The 16,265-nt window shown below is 69.1% G+C and carries 12 protein-coding genes and 2 pseudogenes; 10 read left to right on the top strand and 4 right to left on the bottom strand.

Features of this window, described 5'->3' with window-relative positions:
- Positions 1-56 precede the first annotated feature (56 nt).
- Positions 57-2,330: a catalase/peroxidase HPI gene (gene katG / locus KZ810_RS10785; RefSeq protein WP_219769124.1), complete on the bottom strand. Its 2,274-nt coding sequence runs from the start codon at positions 2,328-2,330 to the stop codon at positions 57-59.
- Between the two features lie 30 nt (positions 2,331-2,360).
- Complete coding sequence (locus KZ810_RS10780; protein ID WP_219769123.1) at positions 2,361-3,059, bottom strand: MIP/aquaporin family protein; 699 nt, start codon at positions 3,057-3,059, stop codon at positions 2,361-2,363.
- A 637-nt stretch (positions 3,060-3,696) separates the two neighbouring features.
- On the opposite strand from KZ810_RS10780, the gene KZ810_RS10775 reads away from it, so the two are divergent.
- From KZ810_RS10775 to KZ810_RS10740, 10 genes and pseudogenes are all read left to right on the top strand, one after another.
- Positions 3,697-6,753: a TonB-dependent receptor plug domain-containing protein gene (locus tag KZ810_RS10775; RefSeq protein WP_373369157.1), complete on the top strand. Its 3,057-nt coding sequence runs from the start codon at positions 3,697-3,699 to the stop codon at positions 6,751-6,753.
- Positions 6,754-7,327: 574 nt separating this feature from the next.
- A complete protein-coding gene (locus KZ810_RS10770) occupies positions 7,328-7,876 on the top strand; it encodes a hypothetical protein (RefSeq protein WP_219769122.1) in 549 nt (182 codons plus the stop codon).
- Between the two features lie 82 nt (positions 7,877-7,958).
- Entirely contained in the window at positions 7,959-8,054 is a 96-nt protein-coding gene (locus tag KZ810_RS10765) for a hypothetical protein (RefSeq protein ID WP_219769457.1), read from the top strand.
- A complete protein-coding gene (locus tag KZ810_RS10760) occupies positions 8,047-8,616 on the top strand; it encodes a tail tape measure protein (protein ID WP_219769121.1) in 570 nt (189 codons plus the stop codon). The genes KZ810_RS10765 and KZ810_RS10760 overlap by 8 nt, the downstream gene beginning before the upstream one ends.
- A gap of 129 nt (positions 8,617-8,745) precedes the next feature.
- A pseudogene (locus KZ810_RS10755) lies at positions 8,746-9,378 on the top strand (non-contractile tail sheath protein); the annotation flags it as partial.
- Positions 9,379-9,392: 14 nt separating this feature from the next.
- A pseudogene (locus KZ810_RS17440) lies at positions 9,393-9,704 on the top strand (DUF2460 domain-containing protein); the annotation flags it as partial.
- 50 nt (positions 9,705-9,754) lie between these two features.
- A complete protein-coding gene (locus KZ810_RS17245; protein ID WP_258044882.1) occupies positions 9,755-10,939 on the top strand; it encodes a GTA baseplate fiber-binding domain-containing protein in 1,185 nt (394 codons plus the stop codon).
- Positions 10,939-11,436, top strand: coding sequence for a DUF2793 domain-containing protein (locus tag KZ810_RS10750; protein WP_219769120.1), 498 nt, complete (start codon positions 10,939-10,941; stop codon positions 11,434-11,436). Before KZ810_RS17245 ends, KZ810_RS10750 begins: the two co-directional genes overlap by 1 nt.
- 113 nt (positions 11,437-11,549) lie before the next feature.
- A complete protein-coding gene (locus tag KZ810_RS10745) occupies positions 11,550-12,671 on the top strand; it encodes an OmpA family protein (protein WP_219769119.1) in 1,122 nt (373 codons plus the stop codon).
- Between the two features lie 146 nt (positions 12,672-12,817).
- A complete protein-coding gene (locus tag KZ810_RS10740; RefSeq protein ID WP_219769118.1) occupies positions 12,818-14,191 on the top strand; it encodes a glutamate--cysteine ligase in 1,374 nt (457 codons plus the stop codon).
- 88 nt (positions 14,192-14,279) lie between these two features.
- Here KZ810_RS10740 and KZ810_RS10735 read toward each other — a convergent pair whose 3' ends face one another.
- A complete protein-coding gene (locus KZ810_RS10735) occupies positions 14,280-15,587 on the bottom strand; it encodes a methyltransferase family protein (protein WP_219769117.1) in 1,308 nt (435 codons plus the stop codon).
- A 46-nt stretch (positions 15,588-15,633) separates the two neighbouring features.
- The gene (locus KZ810_RS10730; RefSeq protein ID WP_219769116.1) at positions 15,634-16,215 is read right to left on the bottom strand and encodes a DUF2585 family protein; all 582 of its coding nucleotides are present in this window, start codon (positions 16,213-16,215) and stop codon (positions 15,634-15,636) included.
- Positions 16,216-16,265 lie beyond the last annotated feature (50 nt).

Genomic DNA, 16,265 nt, shown 5'->3' with positions numbered 1-16,265 from the left:
CGTCAGGTTACCGGACCGGTCGGGCGGGTCGCGCGTCGACCCGCCCGGTTCCGGCATCACTGATGGACGTCGTAGCGATCGGCCATCATTACCTTGTCCCACACGCGCACGAAGTCGCGCACGAAGCGTGCCTCGCCGGTGGTGGCGGCATAGACTTCGCTGATCGCGCGGAGCTGCGAATTGGCGCCGAAGATCAGGTCGAGCCGCGTCGCGGTGTAGCGCTGCTCGCCGCTGTCGCGGTCACGAAGCGCGAAGGCGTGGCCCTTCTCGTCGGTCTTCGACCAATCGTAATCCATGCTGGTCACGACGGTGAAGAAGTCGTTCGACAAGGTGCCGGCGCGGTCGGTCAGCACGCCCGTCGTCGAGCCGTCCCAATTGGCGCCGAGCGCGCGCAGGCCCGCGGTCAGCACCGCCCATTCGGGTGCGCTGAGCCCCAGGAGGTTCGCGCGGTCGAGGAACATCTGCTCGGGTGCGAGCTTGCCCCCGGTCACGTCCTCGAACCGGTCGTCGACGTAGTTGCGGAAGCCGTCGACCATCGGGCGCAGCCATTCGAAGCTGTCGGCGTCGGTGCGGTCGTCGGTCGTGTCCATCCGCCCGGGGGTGAAGGGCACCGAAACCGCGTGGCCGCCGTCCGCCGCCGCGCGCTCCACCGCCGCGCAGCCGCCGAGAACGATCAGGTCGGCGAGCGAGACGCGCTTGCCGCCCGCGGCGCCGGCGTTGAAGTCATCGCCGATCGCGCGCAGCCGCTCGATCACGGGCATCGCGCGCTGGTTGACCGCCCAGTCCTTCTGCGGGGCGAGCGCGATGCGCGCGCCGTTCGCGCCGCCGCGCTTGTCGGTGTCGCGGTAGGTCGAGGCGGCCGAGAAGGCGGTGAAGGCGAGGTCGGACACCGACACGCCGCTGCCCAGGATCGCCTGCTTCAACCGTTCGACGTCGTTCGCGTCGATCAGCGCGTGGTCGACCGGCGGGATCGGATCCTGCCACAGCAGGTCGTCCTCAATCGTCCGCTCTTCGCCGAGGTAACGCTCCTTCGGGCCCATGTCGCGGTGCGTCAGCTTGTACCACGCCTTCGAGAATTGCAGCGTGAAATAGTCGAAGTCGGCGAGGAAGCGCTCGCAGATCGGGCGATAGACGGGGTCGTCCTTGAGCGCGATGTCGCTGGTCATCATCATCAGCGGGTGCGTCTTGCCCGGGATGTGCGCGTCGGGGGTTCGCGGCGCGTTCGGGTCCTTGGGCGTCCATTGCAGCGCGCCCGCGGGGCTCTTGGTCTGTTCCCATTCGTATTTGAACAGGTTTTCCAGATAGCTGTTGTCCCACGTCGTCGGATCGGGGGTCCAGCTACCCTCGATGCCGTTGGTCATCGTGTTCTCGGCGTTGCCTTGGCCCTGCGGGTTGTGCCAGCCCAGCCCCATCTGCTCGATCGGGGCCATTTCGGGCGGTGCGCCGATGCGGTCGGGCGCGACCATGCCGTGGCTCTTGCCGAAGGCGTGACCGCCCGCGATCAGCGCCACCGTCTCCTCATCGTTCATCGCCATGCGCGTGAAGGCGATGCGGATGTCGCGCGCCGATTCGAGCGGCACGCCGCTCTTGTTCGGGCCTTCGGGGTCGACGTAGATGATCGCCTGATTGGTCGCGGCGAGCGGTTGTTCCAGATCATAGTCGGCGTCGCCGTTCTCACCGCGCCAGCGCTCGGACCGGTCGGTCATCTTGTCGAACGATTCAACGGTGGACATGTTGACGTATTCGGGACCCCAATAGGTCGCGTCGTCCGCCTCCCACGCGTCGTGGCGCCCGCCGGCGTAACCGTAGGTCGGGAAGTTCATGATCTCGAGCGCACAATTGCCGACGAGCACCATCAGGTCGCCCCACGACAGTGCGTCGCCGTATTTCTGCTTGATCGGCCAGATGAGCCGGCGCGACTTGTCGGTGTTGCCATTGTCCCACCAGCTGTCGATCGGGGCGAACCGCTGCATTGCCTCGCCCGCGCCGCCGCGCCCGTCGGCGATGCGGTAGGTGCCCGCGGCGTGCCACGCCATGCGGATCATCTGCGGGCCGTAATTGCCGTAATCGGACGGCCACCACGACACCGAGGTCTGGAGGAACTGCTTGATCTCGGCCTTGAGCGCCTGGAGGTCGATCGCCTCGAACGCGGCCTTGTAGTCGAACTCCTCGCCGAGCGGATTGGCGCGCGGGCCGTTGCGGTGGAGCTGCTCGACCCGCAGACGATTGGGGTACCAGTCCTGGAGCGTCGGCTTGCTGCCGAACGCGCCGCCCAGCCGGTCGCCGCCGAACGGGCATTTGCCCGCCAGAACGTCCTTATAGTCTTCCATTCAATTGCTCCGCTTCGCTGAAAGGGGTGTTCAAAATGCGGGTTCCGCGCGCACGGCGTGGTCCGCTTCGTCACCGACCGGATTGGCGAAGACGAGACGGTACAGCAGCGCGGCGACGATCGCGCCGACGAATTGCGCGGCGAGATAGGGGAATACTTCCTGGTAATTGCCCGCCGCGACCGCCGGGCCGAGCGTGCGCGCGGGGTTGATCGACGCGCCCGTGGTCGAGCCGAAGCTCATGATGCACAAGGCGACCGTCATGCCGATCGCGAAGGGAGCGAAACGCCCCGCCGCCTTGCGCAGCGCGGTGTTGAGCACGATCGTCATCAGGAGGAACGTGCCGAGCCCTTCGAGCAGCAGGCCGCTCGGAAGCGAGGTAGTGCCGGGGGTGATCGTGGTCATGCCGAGGTGGTGCGGTGCGGCGGGGCCGTAGACCTGGAGCAGCACGAGCCCGCCCGCGACGCCGCCGAGCATCTGCGCGACGAAGACGGGAAGCGCGGCCGCTGCCTTGCCTTCCCCCGCCAGGACGACGCCGACGGTGAGCGCGGGGTTGAGATAGGTGTTGCTCTCGTTGCCGAAGGCGTAGGCGAACGCCATGATGACGAAGCCGTGCGCGAGCGCGATCGCGGCCATGTTGCCCGGCGCGAGCGAGATCACCGCGCCCGCGCCGATGAAGATCAGAAAGAACGTCCCGATGAATTCGGCGATGAGCGCTTTGGTCAGATGCATCGTGCCCGCTCCGGTTGGTGCACGCGCACCGGGGCACCGGCATCGGCCACCTGGCATGATGCGGTGTCGCGCGAGCGTGGCGTTGGATGCCGGGTCAACGGGTATGATCCAGATCAGTTCTCTAAAATCGGGTTCATCGAGTGGGCGTAGGGGCGGGGTTTTGCGTGGCGCGGATTGGGGCAAGGCGCGTGGCTGGGGTGGGCGCGCGATCGGGCGCGGGCGTGCGAGCCGGTCCGTCGATATCGCCCTGCATCATTGATCCTCATCAACCCCACGATCCGCCACGGCTATAAAGCGGGAAACGGCGCAGGGTTGCGTGGGGGGTGGGCGGATCGCGATCCTGTGCGCGGCCAGAGCGTAGCTCGTCGGAGGCATCCGGACAGCGCGGGGAGTGTCAGGAGACCGTGAGCCGCGGGCGGGATCGGGCAATGTTGCTGCGCAATATTTTTATGCTGCAGATGCTAAACGTAGCATTTGTGCAACAACCCGCCACTTTTCGCTGAAACAATGTCATCCTCGCTTACCGATCGATGAAATCTGCGTCATACAGCAATCCTGACCTAATCGAGCGGCCGTCAGCGCTGCCGGTGAGGGTGAGGAATGGGTGCGCGGCGCGCACGACGATCAATCGTGGTCAATGATGACATCGTTCAACAAGCGACACATTCTCGCCAGCACGTCGGTGCTCGGCCTCCTGCTGTCGATGACGGCGCCCGCGACGGCGCAGACCGCGCCTACTCCGGCGCAAAATGCCGAGAATCAATCCGCCGAGCCGACGACGCAGGTCCAGACGGTGACCGATCCGGCGGGGCAGGCGACCGCGGGCGAGGACATCGTCGTGACGGGGTCGCTGCTGCGGCAGACCGACGCGGCGACGCCGTCGCCGGTGACGACGCTGACCTCGGCGAACCTCGACGCGCGCGGCATCAACACGGTGCAGGGCGCGATCCAGTCGCTCGCGTCGAACAACGGCCCGGCGCTGACCAATTCGTTCACCGCGAACGGCGCGTTCGCGGGCGGCGCCTCGGCGGTGTCGCTGCGCGGTCTGTCGACCAATTCGACGCTGGTCCTGTTCGATGGCCTGCGCGCGGCCTATTACCCGCTCGCCGACAATGCGACGCGCAACTTCGTCGATCTGAACACGATCCCCGATGATATCGTCGACCGGATCGAGGTGCTGCGTGACGGCGCTTCGTCGAGCTACGGCGCGGACGCGATCGCGGGCGTGGTCAACGTCATCACCAAGCGGTCGTTCAACGGCATCAGCGGCCGCGCCGAGGCGGGCATCAGCCAGGACGGCGTCGCGGCGAACCAGCGCCTGACGCTGACCGCGGGTACCGGCGACCTCGATGAAAAGGGGTATAACGCCTATATCAGCGGCTTCTATTTCCGCAGCGAGGGCGTCTACAACCGCGACCTGCCGTATCCGTTCAACTCCGCCGACCAGCGCGGCGTCGGCACGGGTGGCCCGAACAACATCGTCAACGGGCTCCAGTCGAACGGACTGCTGACCAACAACGGGCCGCAGGCGGGTGCCAATTTCTACGTCCGTCCGGCGAATGGTGCGACCGCGGTCACCGGGTCGCGCTTCCAGTTGCTGACGCCGGGCTGCCTGAACGGTACGCCGTACACCACCACGCTCGCCGACCGGACCCAGCCGGGTCAGGCGACCAACAACAACGCCGCGATCGCGCCGGTCGTGTGCCAGCAGGACGCGACCAACCAGTACGGCGTCGTATCGCCCAACATCGAGCGTTTCGGCGGTTCGGCGCGCTTCACCGCGAAGGTCGGTTCGTCGGCCGAGGCGTATTTCGAGGCGAATTTCCAGCAATCGTCGTCGAACTACACCGGTGACCCGTCGGTGATCCGCGGCAATGCGCCCGCGGGTATCCTGTTTCCGCAATTCTCGACCTCGTCGGCGGCGGCGCAATATGCCGCCGGGTCGGCACCGCTGTCGCTGCCGGTCTACGTCTGCCCGCGCGGCACGGTGAACTGCACCGCGGCGAACGGGACGCTGAACCCCAACAACCCGTTCGCGGCGCAGGGGCAGACCGCGCTGCTGCTCGGCACGCTGCCCGATTCGGTCACGTACAATGCGACGCGCAACCGCGTGTACCGCGCGGCGCTGGGCATCAACGGCACGATCGACGGTGGCTGGAACTACCGTGTCGACGGCACCGCGATGCACACCGACCTGCGTCGCACGCAGGCGGGCTACGTGTTCATCCAACACCTGCTCGACGTCATCAACGACGGCAGCTACAATTTCATCAACCCGGCGAGCAATTCGCAGGCGACGCGCGATTACCTGACGCCGACGAACATCTCGAACTCGAGCTCGGACCTGTACCAGATCCAGGCGTCGGTTTCGAAGGACCTGTTCGCGCTGCCGGGCGGCAACGCGCAGCTCGCGGTCGGCGGATCGGTGTTCTATGAAGCGATCGACGCGCCGTCGGCGAACCCCGACAACAACGGCCCGACGCAGCGTTATTTCACGATCAACGCGTTCGGCACGAGCGGCAACCGTACGGTCAGCTCGGCATTCGGCGAGTTGCAGTTGCCGGTCCTCGACCAGTTCCTGGTCAATGCATCGGGCCGCTACGACCATTATTCGTCGGGGCAGAGCAATTTCTCGCCCAAGATCGGCGCGAAGTTCACCCCGTTCCGCCAGCTGGCGATCCGCGGCACCTGGTCGCGAGGCTTCCGTATCCCGAGCTTTGGTGAAGCCAACGCGCTGCCGACGACGGGTTACGTGACGAACAACGCGACGTTGTTCTCCGACGCGTATCTGGCGCAATATGGCTGCACGGTCGCCACCTTCTCGTCGTGCCCGACCTATATCCGTTCGGGCAGCTACGGGCAGACCACGCTCGCCAGCCAGAACCTCGATCCCGAGAAGTCGCGCAGCTTCACCGCGGGCATCGTGTTCGAGCCGATCCGCAACGTGACGTTCACCGCCGACTTCTTCGACATCAAGAAGACCGGCGCGATCACGACGCTGACCGCGGGTGACGCGTTGCAGGCCTATTACGCCGGGCAGCCGATCCCCGCCGGGTTCGAGGTGATCCCCGACGCGGTCGGTGTCGGGTTCGAGAATGCGACGCCGCGCGTCGGCCTGGTCCGGTCGCAGTTGGTCAACGCCAACACGATCCACTCGCAGGGCATCGACTTCGGCGCCACCGGGCGGTTCGACCTGTCGGACGCGGTGCGCTACACGATCTCGGGCGAGGCGAGCCTGCTGCTCGATCTCAGCACTACCTTCCCGGGCGGTCGCAAGGAAAAGTACGTCGGCACGCTCGGCAACTACAATTTGACCGCGGGCACCGGGACGCCGCGCTGGCGCGCCAACGTGACGCAGACGCTGGCGGTGCAGGACACCTATAGCCTGAGCGGCACGGTCAACTATGTCGCGGGCTACAATCTGTCGGCGGAAGACCAGGGCGGCGTGCGCGGCGACGGCGGACTGGGGGTCGATTACCTGCCGCCCAATGTCGACGGCTATATCACGCTCGATTTGGTCGGCACCGCGAAGATCAACGACCGCGTGAGCTTCTACGTCAACGTGCTCAATGTGCTGAACGACCTGCCGCCGATCGATCCGGCGACGTATGGCGCTTATCTCTACAATCCGGTGCAGGGCGGCGAGGGTATCTTCGGCCGGCAGTTCCGCGCCGGGATCAAGTTCGGCCTGTGACGGCCACGGTCGGGGGCAGCGATCGGGCTGCTCCCGGCTGCACGGCCCGGTCGGGTTCGGGTGAAACAGTGCTTGACAGCGTGACGCTGTTTGTGTACAAAACGGGAACATCGAGATGATGTGACACCCGATCGGGTGTTCGAAGGGCCGGGCGGTTCGGGGTGATGCACCCCGCCGCGCCGGCCCTTCGTCGTTTCGGGCGTCTGCGCGTCGGAATGGGGCGGATCGGGTCGAATGGATCGCGGCGGGGGCCTGCGGGCGGGCGTCAGCGGCACGGGTTAGGCGCGGGGGCGTTTTACCGGTTCGGCGGCAATGCGCGCCCGGGGGTAGGATCGTCAGGGCTAGGGCCAATAGCGGGCTCGAAGGCGCGCCGCCCCTACGGGGGGCGGGCCGCGCGTGTGGTGCGTCTTCGGTGCGACCCGAGGCTGCCGCGTTGCGGGGGCCTGCTCACGGGGGGCGTGGGGCGCGCAGGGCGACGAGCCGTGGGCGGCGGGATCGGGAAACGGAGACCGGGGCGCGCGCAGGACGCTGAGCCGGGCGCGGCGGGATCTGGACACAGAAACGGGGGGCGGGGATGGATGACGGGGCGAGGGGCGCGTTGATGCTGCGCGGGGGGAAGTCGCGGCGGGTGCAGCGCGCAGTGGTGAAGCGCAGCAGCTTCACCGAGGCGCGGCGTGCGCGCTTCATCGAGGTGCTGGCGGCGACCTGCAACGTCGCGCTAGCGACCAAAGCGAGCGAGGTGGGCGGGGGCACGGTATACAAGACGCGGCGAAGCGATCCCGCCTTTGCCGCCGAATGGGACGCGGCGCTGGCCAGCGGGTACGACCGGCTGGAGGCGGAGGCGCTGCGCTACGCGCTGGAGCGGCTGCCCTGCAGCGTCGACCCGGCCGGGGAGGGCGGGGACGCGGTGGCGCGCGCGGTGATCGCGGATAGCCCGGCGGCGGCGCTGGCGGCGGGACGCGCGAGCGAGGCGGACCTGAAGTTCGTGCTCGCGATCCTCGCCCGGTACGCGGGCGCGGTGCGCGGCGAGGGCGCGATCCGGCGCGCGCGGCCGAGCGAGGCGGAGACCGACGCGCGGCTGGTGCAGTTGCTCGACACGCTCGAGCGGCAGAGGGCGCGGTGACGCGCGGGGCGGGAAGCGGGGACGACGACGCCGGCGATGGGGCTGGTCGCCCGACGCATTCTGGCGCGCGACACCCGACGAGCTGGCGGCGCTGGTCGACGCGGTGAGGGGGGATGCGGGCGAGCCGGCCGACGGCGGCGTGCTCGCCCGGTTGCGGGAGCAATATCCGGATGGATGAGGAGATCGAGCGGCTGGTGATCGGCGTGCGCGCCGACACGCAAGGGTTCGCGCGCGACGTGGGCGAGATGCGCGCCGCGTTGGAGGGACCGTTCGCGGCCGGGGCGGACCGCGCGGGGCGCGCGGTCGAGACCGCGCTCGCGCGGGCGGTCAGGACGGGGAAGCTGGGGTTCGACGACCTGCGCGGCGTGGCGCTGTCGACGCTCGCCGAGATCGCGCGCGGTGCGGTGACGGCGGGGATCGGCAGCCTGGGGGTGAGCGCGCGGGGCGGCGTGAGCGGCGGATTGCTGACGGGGCTGCTCGGACTGCTGGGACTGCCCGGACGCGCGACGGGCGGGCCGGTGTCGCCCGGGCGCGCGTACATGGTCGGCGAGCGCGGGCCGGAGATGTTCGTGCCGACGAGCAGCGGGCAGGTGGTGGCGGGCGGCGCCGCAGGCGGCGCGCGCGACGTGCGCGTGGCGATCACGGTCAACGCGCCGGCGGGGGCGGCGGCGACGACGATGGCGCGATCGAGCCGACAGGTCGCGCGCGCGGTCAGGCGCGCGCTGGACGACGCGGGGTGAGCGGCGCGTGGACGCATGATCGTTTGCACCCGAGATGGCGTCTGCGCGCGGTCAGGGATGGTGCGCGGGCGTGGTGGCACTCGTCCGCGGCCGCGTGACGGGCGGGCCGAGGTGGGGGGAGCATGGCATATGAGGACGGGATTTCACCTGCACGCCGCGCGCGGGGCGCAGGCGAGCGACGTGATGTCGCGATTCGACCCGGTGTTCTGGACGGTGAATTTCCCGCGCCCGATGATGGCGGCGGTGACGACGACCGCGCCCGACGCGCTGCGCGTCGACGCGGTGTTCTACGCGCGTGATGATCTGGCGGGATTGATCTGGGAGAGCGTCGACACGCACGATCACCCGCTGCTGGCGTACGAGACCGCGCGCGATTACCGCGATTGCCGATGGTCGTTCCGCTGGCGATCGGGCGGGGTGATGCCGCTCGACGCGGTCAACGGCCCGGTGCTGACGATCGAGGGACGCGACGCCGCGGGCGTGCCGCGCAGCTGGTACGTGCGGCTGTGGAACTACGCGAGCGGCACGCCCGAGAACGCGGTGGTGGCGATCGATTTCGCAACGCTCGACGGCGGGTTCCTGTGGCCGGGCGAGGCGGACCCGGTATGGGCGGGCGACGTCGACCGGATGTTCGTGTCGCTGGTCGCGCCGGGGTACGATGCGGGGGGCGGCGCGTTGCCGAACGCGCAGGAGGGCTGGGTCGAGCTGAGCCACATCGCGTGCGAGGGCGCGGGCAGCGTGATCGCGATCGGCGACGCGGTGAGGGGGAGGACGAGATGCAGGCGTTCGACGACGTGGCGTTCCCGCTCGCGCTGGGGCGCGAGGCGGAGGTGTCGCCCGCGTTCGCGACCGACGTGGTCGAGGGGGCGGGCGGGTACGAGATGCGCAGCGCGCGCTGGGACGGCGCGCGGACGGCCTATGATGTAGGGCCGGGGGTGCGCAGCGAGGCGGATGTCGCCGCGCTGCTCGATTTCTTTCGCGCACGACGCGGGCCTGCGCGCGCGTTCCGGCTGCGCGACCCGTTCGACCACGATGCGCACGGTGTGGCGATCGGGACGGGCGACGGGGTGACGCGCGCCTTCGCGCTGGTCAAACGCTACGGCGACGCGGCGCGGCGGATCACGCGGCCGGTGGCGGGATGCCCGCGGATGCGGCGAAGGCGGTGGCGCTGTCGACGCTGCTCGCGCGCGAGCGGATGCGCGAGACGCGGCGGGTGGTGGCGGACGCGCGCGCGATCGCGGTCGCGCCGGGCGATGCGGTGCGGCTGGGCGGTGATCCGCGCGCGTGGCGGGTGGTGCGCAGCGACGTCGAGGCGATGCGGGTGACGCTCGACCTCGTGCCACTGGTCGAGCGCGTCGCGGCGCGGCCGGCGGACGCGGGCGCGGTGGCCGCGACCCCCGACGTGGTGATCGGGCGCACGATCGTCGAAGCGTTCGAACTCTACCCCGACGGCGAGGAAGCGTGGAGCGCGCCGCGGATCGCGATCGCGGCGGCGGGGGACGGCGCTGGCTGGCGCGGCGCGGCGGTGGAGATCAGCCGCGACGATGGCGCGAGCTGGGAGACGCTCGGCCGCATCGCCGCGCCGACGGTGATCGGACGCGTGACCGCGCCGGTCGCGCGCGGCAGTGCGACGCTACTCGATCGCGCGAGCGTGATCGAGCTGGCCCTGACCAACGACGCGGCGGCGTTGCAGAGCGCCGACGCCGCCGCGCGCGACCGCGGCGCGAACCTGGCGCTGCTGGGCGACGAGGTGATCCGCTTCGCACGTGCCGAGCAGGTCGCGCCGGCGCGGTGGCGCCTGTCGGAGCTAGCGCGCGGGCTGAACGGCAGTGCGGCGTCGTCGCACGACATAGGCGCGCGGTTCGTGCTGCTGACGCGCGACTCGCTGCTGGTTCCCGCCGCCGGCGCGGTGCGACTCGGCGACCGGGTGCGGGTGAGCGCGCGCGGCGTCGGCGACGGCGATGTACCGGCCGTGGCGGAGACGATCGTGACCGGGCGGTCGGTCGCGCCGCTCGCCCCGGTCCACACGCGTTGGACCGCGCGCGCCGACGGCAGCGCGCGAGTGACGTGGATCAGGCGCAGCCGGCTCGGCTGGCGCTGGGCGGACGGCGAGGTGCCGCTGGCGGAGGAGCGCGAATGCTACCGCGTCGAGGTGGCGAGCGCGGCGGGCACGCGCGTGATGCTGACCCCCGAGCCGGGCGTGACGATCACGGACGCGGAGGTCGCGGGCGGCGGGGTGCGCGTGTCGATCGCGCAGGTCGGCACGCTCGCCGCGTCGCGCGCGGTGACGATCATGCAAGGCAGCGTCGAGGGGAACCAATAATGACTGAGGATCACACGCCGCGGTTGCGGCTACCAGTGTTGCAAATTGGCCAGGCGGCCAAGGAAGTGACGCACAATGAAGCACTTGCGCTGCTCGACATCGCGGTGGCGGGGGTCGTGGAGGACATGAATGTCAACGTGCCGCCCGCCGATCCGTCGCCCGGCGCGTGCTGGATCGTGGGTGACGCACCGGTCGCGGAATGGGCGGGGCACGCGCGCGCGATCGCTGGCTGGACCGACGGCGGCTGGCGCTTCGTCGACGCCTTCGCGGGGCTGTCGGTATGGTGCGCCGCGCGCGAGCGGCGCGTGTCGTTTCGTGGCGGATGGGAGGACGGCGTGGTGCGTGCGGCGCGCGTGATCGTCGACGGCGAGCCCGTACTCGGCGCACGGCAGGCGGCGATCCCCGACGTCGCGGGGGGCACGACGATCGATGCGGAAGTTCGCGCGACGGTGAGCGCGATCCTCGCCGCGATGCGCACGCACGGCCTGATCGCGTGACCGAAACTGTGTCCTTGGCGCCACACTCAGCTATTTTGATCGCTTGTGCGGAAACCTAGGCTCGGATAGTGGGTTTGCGCTGTCCGTAGTGACACCAAGGAAAGGGGAATAGTATGCGGAAGCTTGCCATCACTGTGGCGCTCGCTTCGACCGCGCTCGCCTCGCCCGCACTGGCCCGCGACAAGGCGTGGTACGTGGGCGTTGAGGGCGGTGGGATGATCGTCGAAGACATCGACTACAACGTCAACGGCGCTGCCACCACGCTGAGTGGAACGACCTCCATCGATCACAACTACGGTTATGATCTCGATGGCGTGATTGGTTACGATTTCGGCGCGTTCCGCCTCGAGGCGGAAGTCGGCTATCGCGAAGCAACCGTCGACGGCATCCGTTCGTCGGGTCGCATCCCGTTCGGTCCGAACGCTGCGCAGACCGTACCGGCTGGCGCCTACAACTATGGCGGCGGTAAGAGCTCGGCGCTCAGCTTCATGATCAACGGCTTGCTGGACTTCGGTCCGGACGATGGCCTGCAGGGCTTCGTCGGCGGCGGTGCCGGTGTGGCGCGCGTGAAGGGCAAGTACGCCCTGACCCGCAGCTACGACCTGGTAGACGACTCCGACACCGTGTTCGCCTATCAGGCGCTGGCGGGCATCCGTGCGCCGTTGAGCGACCGGGTCGACGTGTCGGTCAAGTACCGCTTCTTCAACGCCGACAGCGTCAACCTCGTCGACGCGCGCACCAGCGGCTACGACGGCCGGTTCCGTTCGCACAGCATCCTGGGCGGCGTGACCTACAACTTCGGCGAGCCGGCTGCACCGCCGCCGCCGCCGCCGCCGCCGCCGCCCCCGCCGCCGCCGCCGCCGCCTCCGGCGCCGGAAGTGGTCTGCTCGCCGGGTCCGTTCATCGTGTTCTTCGAGTGGGACAAGTCGGACGTCACCCCGGAAGCAGCGTCGATCCTCGACAACGCGGTCACCCAGTACCAGAACTGCAGCAACGCGCAGGTCATGCTGGCGGGTTACACCGACACGTCGGGCTCCTCGCAGTACAACGTCGGCCTGTCGCAGCGCCGTGCGGATGCGGTGAAGTCCTACCTCGCGTCGAAGGGTATCCCGGACGGCGTGATGACCACGGAAGCGTTCGGCGAGACCCGCCTGCGCGTCCAGACCGCCGACGGTGTGCGCGAAGTGCAGAACCGTCGCGTGGAAATCACCTACGGTCCGGGTTCGGGCCAGTAAGTCGATCGTCACTGACGTACGATTACGGGGAGGTCGGCATCACGCCGGCCTCCCTTTTTCGTTGTGGGACGCCCGCGTCGACGACGACGGCCCTGCCACCACGCAGCCACTAGCGCTGTCGTTCATCCGCGCGTAAGCGCGCCGCTATGACGACGAAGACCGTTTCGAACAGCAACGCAGCGGTCATTGAATCGCGCGATCAACTGGTTGGCCATTTCGCCTCGGGCGAGAAGCCGCGCGCGCGCTGGCGCATCGGCACCGAACACGAGAAATTCGTCTACGCGCGCGGCGACTATCACGCGCCGTCGTGGGACGAGCCCGCGGGCATCCGCGCGCTACTGGGCGAGCTGGAGCAGCATGGCTGGCAGCCGGTCGAGGAGAACGGCAAGGTCATCGCGCTGACCGGCGCGGACGGATCGGTCAGCCTCGAGCCCGCGGGTCAGTTCGAGCTGTCGGGTGCGCCGCTCGACCATCTGCACCAGACCTGCGCCGAGACGGGACGCCACCTGGCTCAGGTGAAGGCGGCGGGCGAGAAGCTGGGGATCGGTTTCCTGGGTCTCGGCATGTGGCCCGACAAGACGCGCGCCGAGCTGCCGATCATGCCCAAGGGCCGCTACGCGATCATGCTGCGCCACATGCCACGCGTCGGCACGATGGGGCTCGACATGATGCTGCGCACCTGCACGATCCAGGTGAACCTGGATTATGCGTCGGAAGCCGACATGGCGAAGAAGTTCCGCGTCGGGCTGGCGCTGCAACCGCTCGCCACCGCGCTGTTCGCCAACTCGCCGTTCACCGAAGGCAAGCCCAACGGGTTTCTGAGCTATCGTAGCCATATCTGGTCGGACACCGACCCCGCGCGCACCGGCATGCTGCCGTTCGTGTTCGAGGACGGTTTCGGCTACGAGCGCTACGCCGACTATATGCTCGATGTGCCGATGTACTTCGTCTACCGCGACGGCCAGTATATCGACGCGGCGGGGCTGAGTTTCCGCGATTTCTTGCGCGGCGAATTGTCGGTGCTGCCGGGCGAGCGGCCGACGATCGACGACTGGAACGATCATCTGTCGACCGCCTTTCCCGAGGTGCGGTTGAAGACGTTCCTGGAGATGCGCGGCGCCGACGGGGGACCGTGGAACCGGATCTGCGCGCTGCCCGCATTCTGGGTCGGGCTGCTGTACGACGATCAGGCGCTGGATGCGGCGTGGGACGTGGTGAAGGACTGGACGCTCGAGGAGCGGCAGAATCTGCGCGACGCGGTGCCGGCGCAGGGGCTGTCGGCGCCGATCGCGGGGGGCGGGCAGTTGCGCGACGTGGCCGGGCGCGTGCTCGACATCGCGCATGCCGGGTTGAAGGCGCGTGGGCGGCTGAACGACGCGGGCGACGACGAGACCGGCTTCCTCGATCCGCTGCGCGAGATCGTACGGAGCGGCAAGGTGCCCGCCGAGATGCTGCTGGAGCGGTACCGCGGCGCGTGGAACGGCGACGTGTCGAAGGTGTACGACGAGGCGAGCTTCTAAGAAGACGCGCTGTCCGGCGGCGGGCGGCGGCGGTGCCTGCCGGACTTTCCCGCCAGTCGGATTGAGGCGTGCGGGTACGGCGCTCCAGTCAGGCGGTCGCAGGCGCGGGCGCTGCATCGCCGCCGCCCCGCGCCCAGCGCAGGAAGCGCGGCACCGCGCCGCGGCGTGCCATCCAGGCGTGGTAACGCTGGTAATCGGGGTCGAGCAGCAGGTGGCGCTCCTCGGTTCGCGCGCGCCAGTAATAGATGCCGCTGACCGCGGCCATCAGGATCGTCGCGCGCGAGGCATCCGCGAGGCTGCCGGTGGTGAGGAAGGGGATCGTCGAGATCCACCAGAACATGTTCTTCGACAGATAGGCCGGGTGACGCGATAGAGAATAGGGCCCGTGCGTCAGGATACCGCGGTTGGTGAGGTTGGAGAAACGCAGCCCGAACGCGACGGTCGACCAGGCGTAGATGCCGGTCAGCACGACGAGCACCGCGCCCGTCACCGCGAGCAAGGTCGGGTGCCCCTGCATCCAGTGCGTCCAGTCAGCGGTGCCGGGGCGGTAGTCGAACGGCCGTCCGTCATCCATCATGATGAACGGCGGGTAGCAGATCAGCGCGGCGGTCCAGCCGGCCATGAAGGGATTGGCCGAGCGGATATGCGCGTCGAGCGGGCGCATCGTCAGCAGATACCCGACGGTCGCGAAGGCGACGTCGACTACGAACATGAAATTGATCAGCCAGTTGGCGAGCGCGGTCGGCGAGCCGAGCAAATTGGCCGTGTCGGCGTTGACGAAATCGGCGAAGCCCGGCGGCACGATGGCGAGCATGAAGGCGAGGAAGAACGCCTTTACCCCCCAGCCGCGCAGATGCGCGTAGATCGCCTCGCGGTCGGCCGGCGCGACGCCGGTGATCCACGCGCCGAGCGCCCAGGCACCGTCGCGCGGCGCGACGAGATAGCGGTCGAGCCACATGACATAGGGGATCGAGGCGGCGAACAGCCACGGCGCGGCGCTTTCCAGGCACCACATCGCGAACCGGTAATTGCCGTCCCAGTAGAAGCGCCCGGTCATGTAGATGATCGCGAGCCCCGCCCAGGTGATCCAGAGCCCGGCAAGCTTGACGAGGCTGATGTCGATCGTCTCGCGCCACGGTTTCGCCCGGCGCCAGTCGATCCCGGTCGAGGCGTGGCGGTGGACCTTGTCGACCAGCAGTGACCACAGCACCATGGGCAGCGCGCAGGCGGCGACGTTGGCAAGCGCGGCGTAGGTGCCATCCATCCCGAAGTGCCGCGCGACCGCGACCCAGGCGATCAGCCCGGCGAGACCCGCGACCCCGACGCCGTGGCTGACCGCGCTGTCGGGGCGGGGGTCGGTGCGGGTCGTGTCCGCGAGGGCTGAGTCGTGAAACATGACCGACGCCCTAGCAGCCGATTGGTAAGCGCGGCGTGAAGCACGCTCAGCCGCCCGCCTGCTGCCACGCGACGATGCGCGGGTCTGGCGCGATCAGCATCACCACGTTGAGCGTCAGATTGTCGCGGATCGTGGCGAGGAGCATCAGCTCGATCGTGAGCGCCAGCGCGACCGCGGCGCGCCACGGCAGTGCGCGCGCGATCAGGAACCCGGCGATCATGCACGCGATGTCGCCGACCGAATTGAGCACGCTGTCGCCGGTGTAGCCGAGCGCGGCGGTGACGCTGCGGTAGCGGTCGATCACCGCGGGCGAATTCTCCGCCACTTCCCACGCTGCTTCCACCACCACCGCGACGAGCAGCCGCGTGCGCCAGCCGAGCCGCCGGAGGAGCAGCCAGCCGGCGGCGTAGAACAGCAGGCCGTGGACGAGGTGCGTCGCGCTGTAGGGATCGAGCAATTGCTGGCTGTTCTCGGCCGAGTTGACCTGCCCGTGCCACAGCGCGACGAGCCCGCAGGTGCAGATCGCGCTGCGCCCCATCGTTAAGAGGATCGCGGCGGTGAGCGCGACGACCCCCGCGATCGCCGCCCAGATCCGCGCGTCCCCGCGCCTCGCCGCCGTGACATCCATGCGCGCGAGCGTAGCGCGCGGCGGCCGGAAGCGATATGTCCGCGCGCATG

This window comes from Sphingomonas citricola (assembly GCF_019429535.1).
In the GTDB taxonomy this organism is placed as follows: Bacteria; Pseudomonadota; Alphaproteobacteria; order Sphingomonadales; family Sphingomonadaceae; genus Sphingomonas; species Sphingomonas citricola.
Note: the sequence above shows the minus strand (reverse complement) of the source record. Positions and strands in the feature narration are given on the sequence as shown.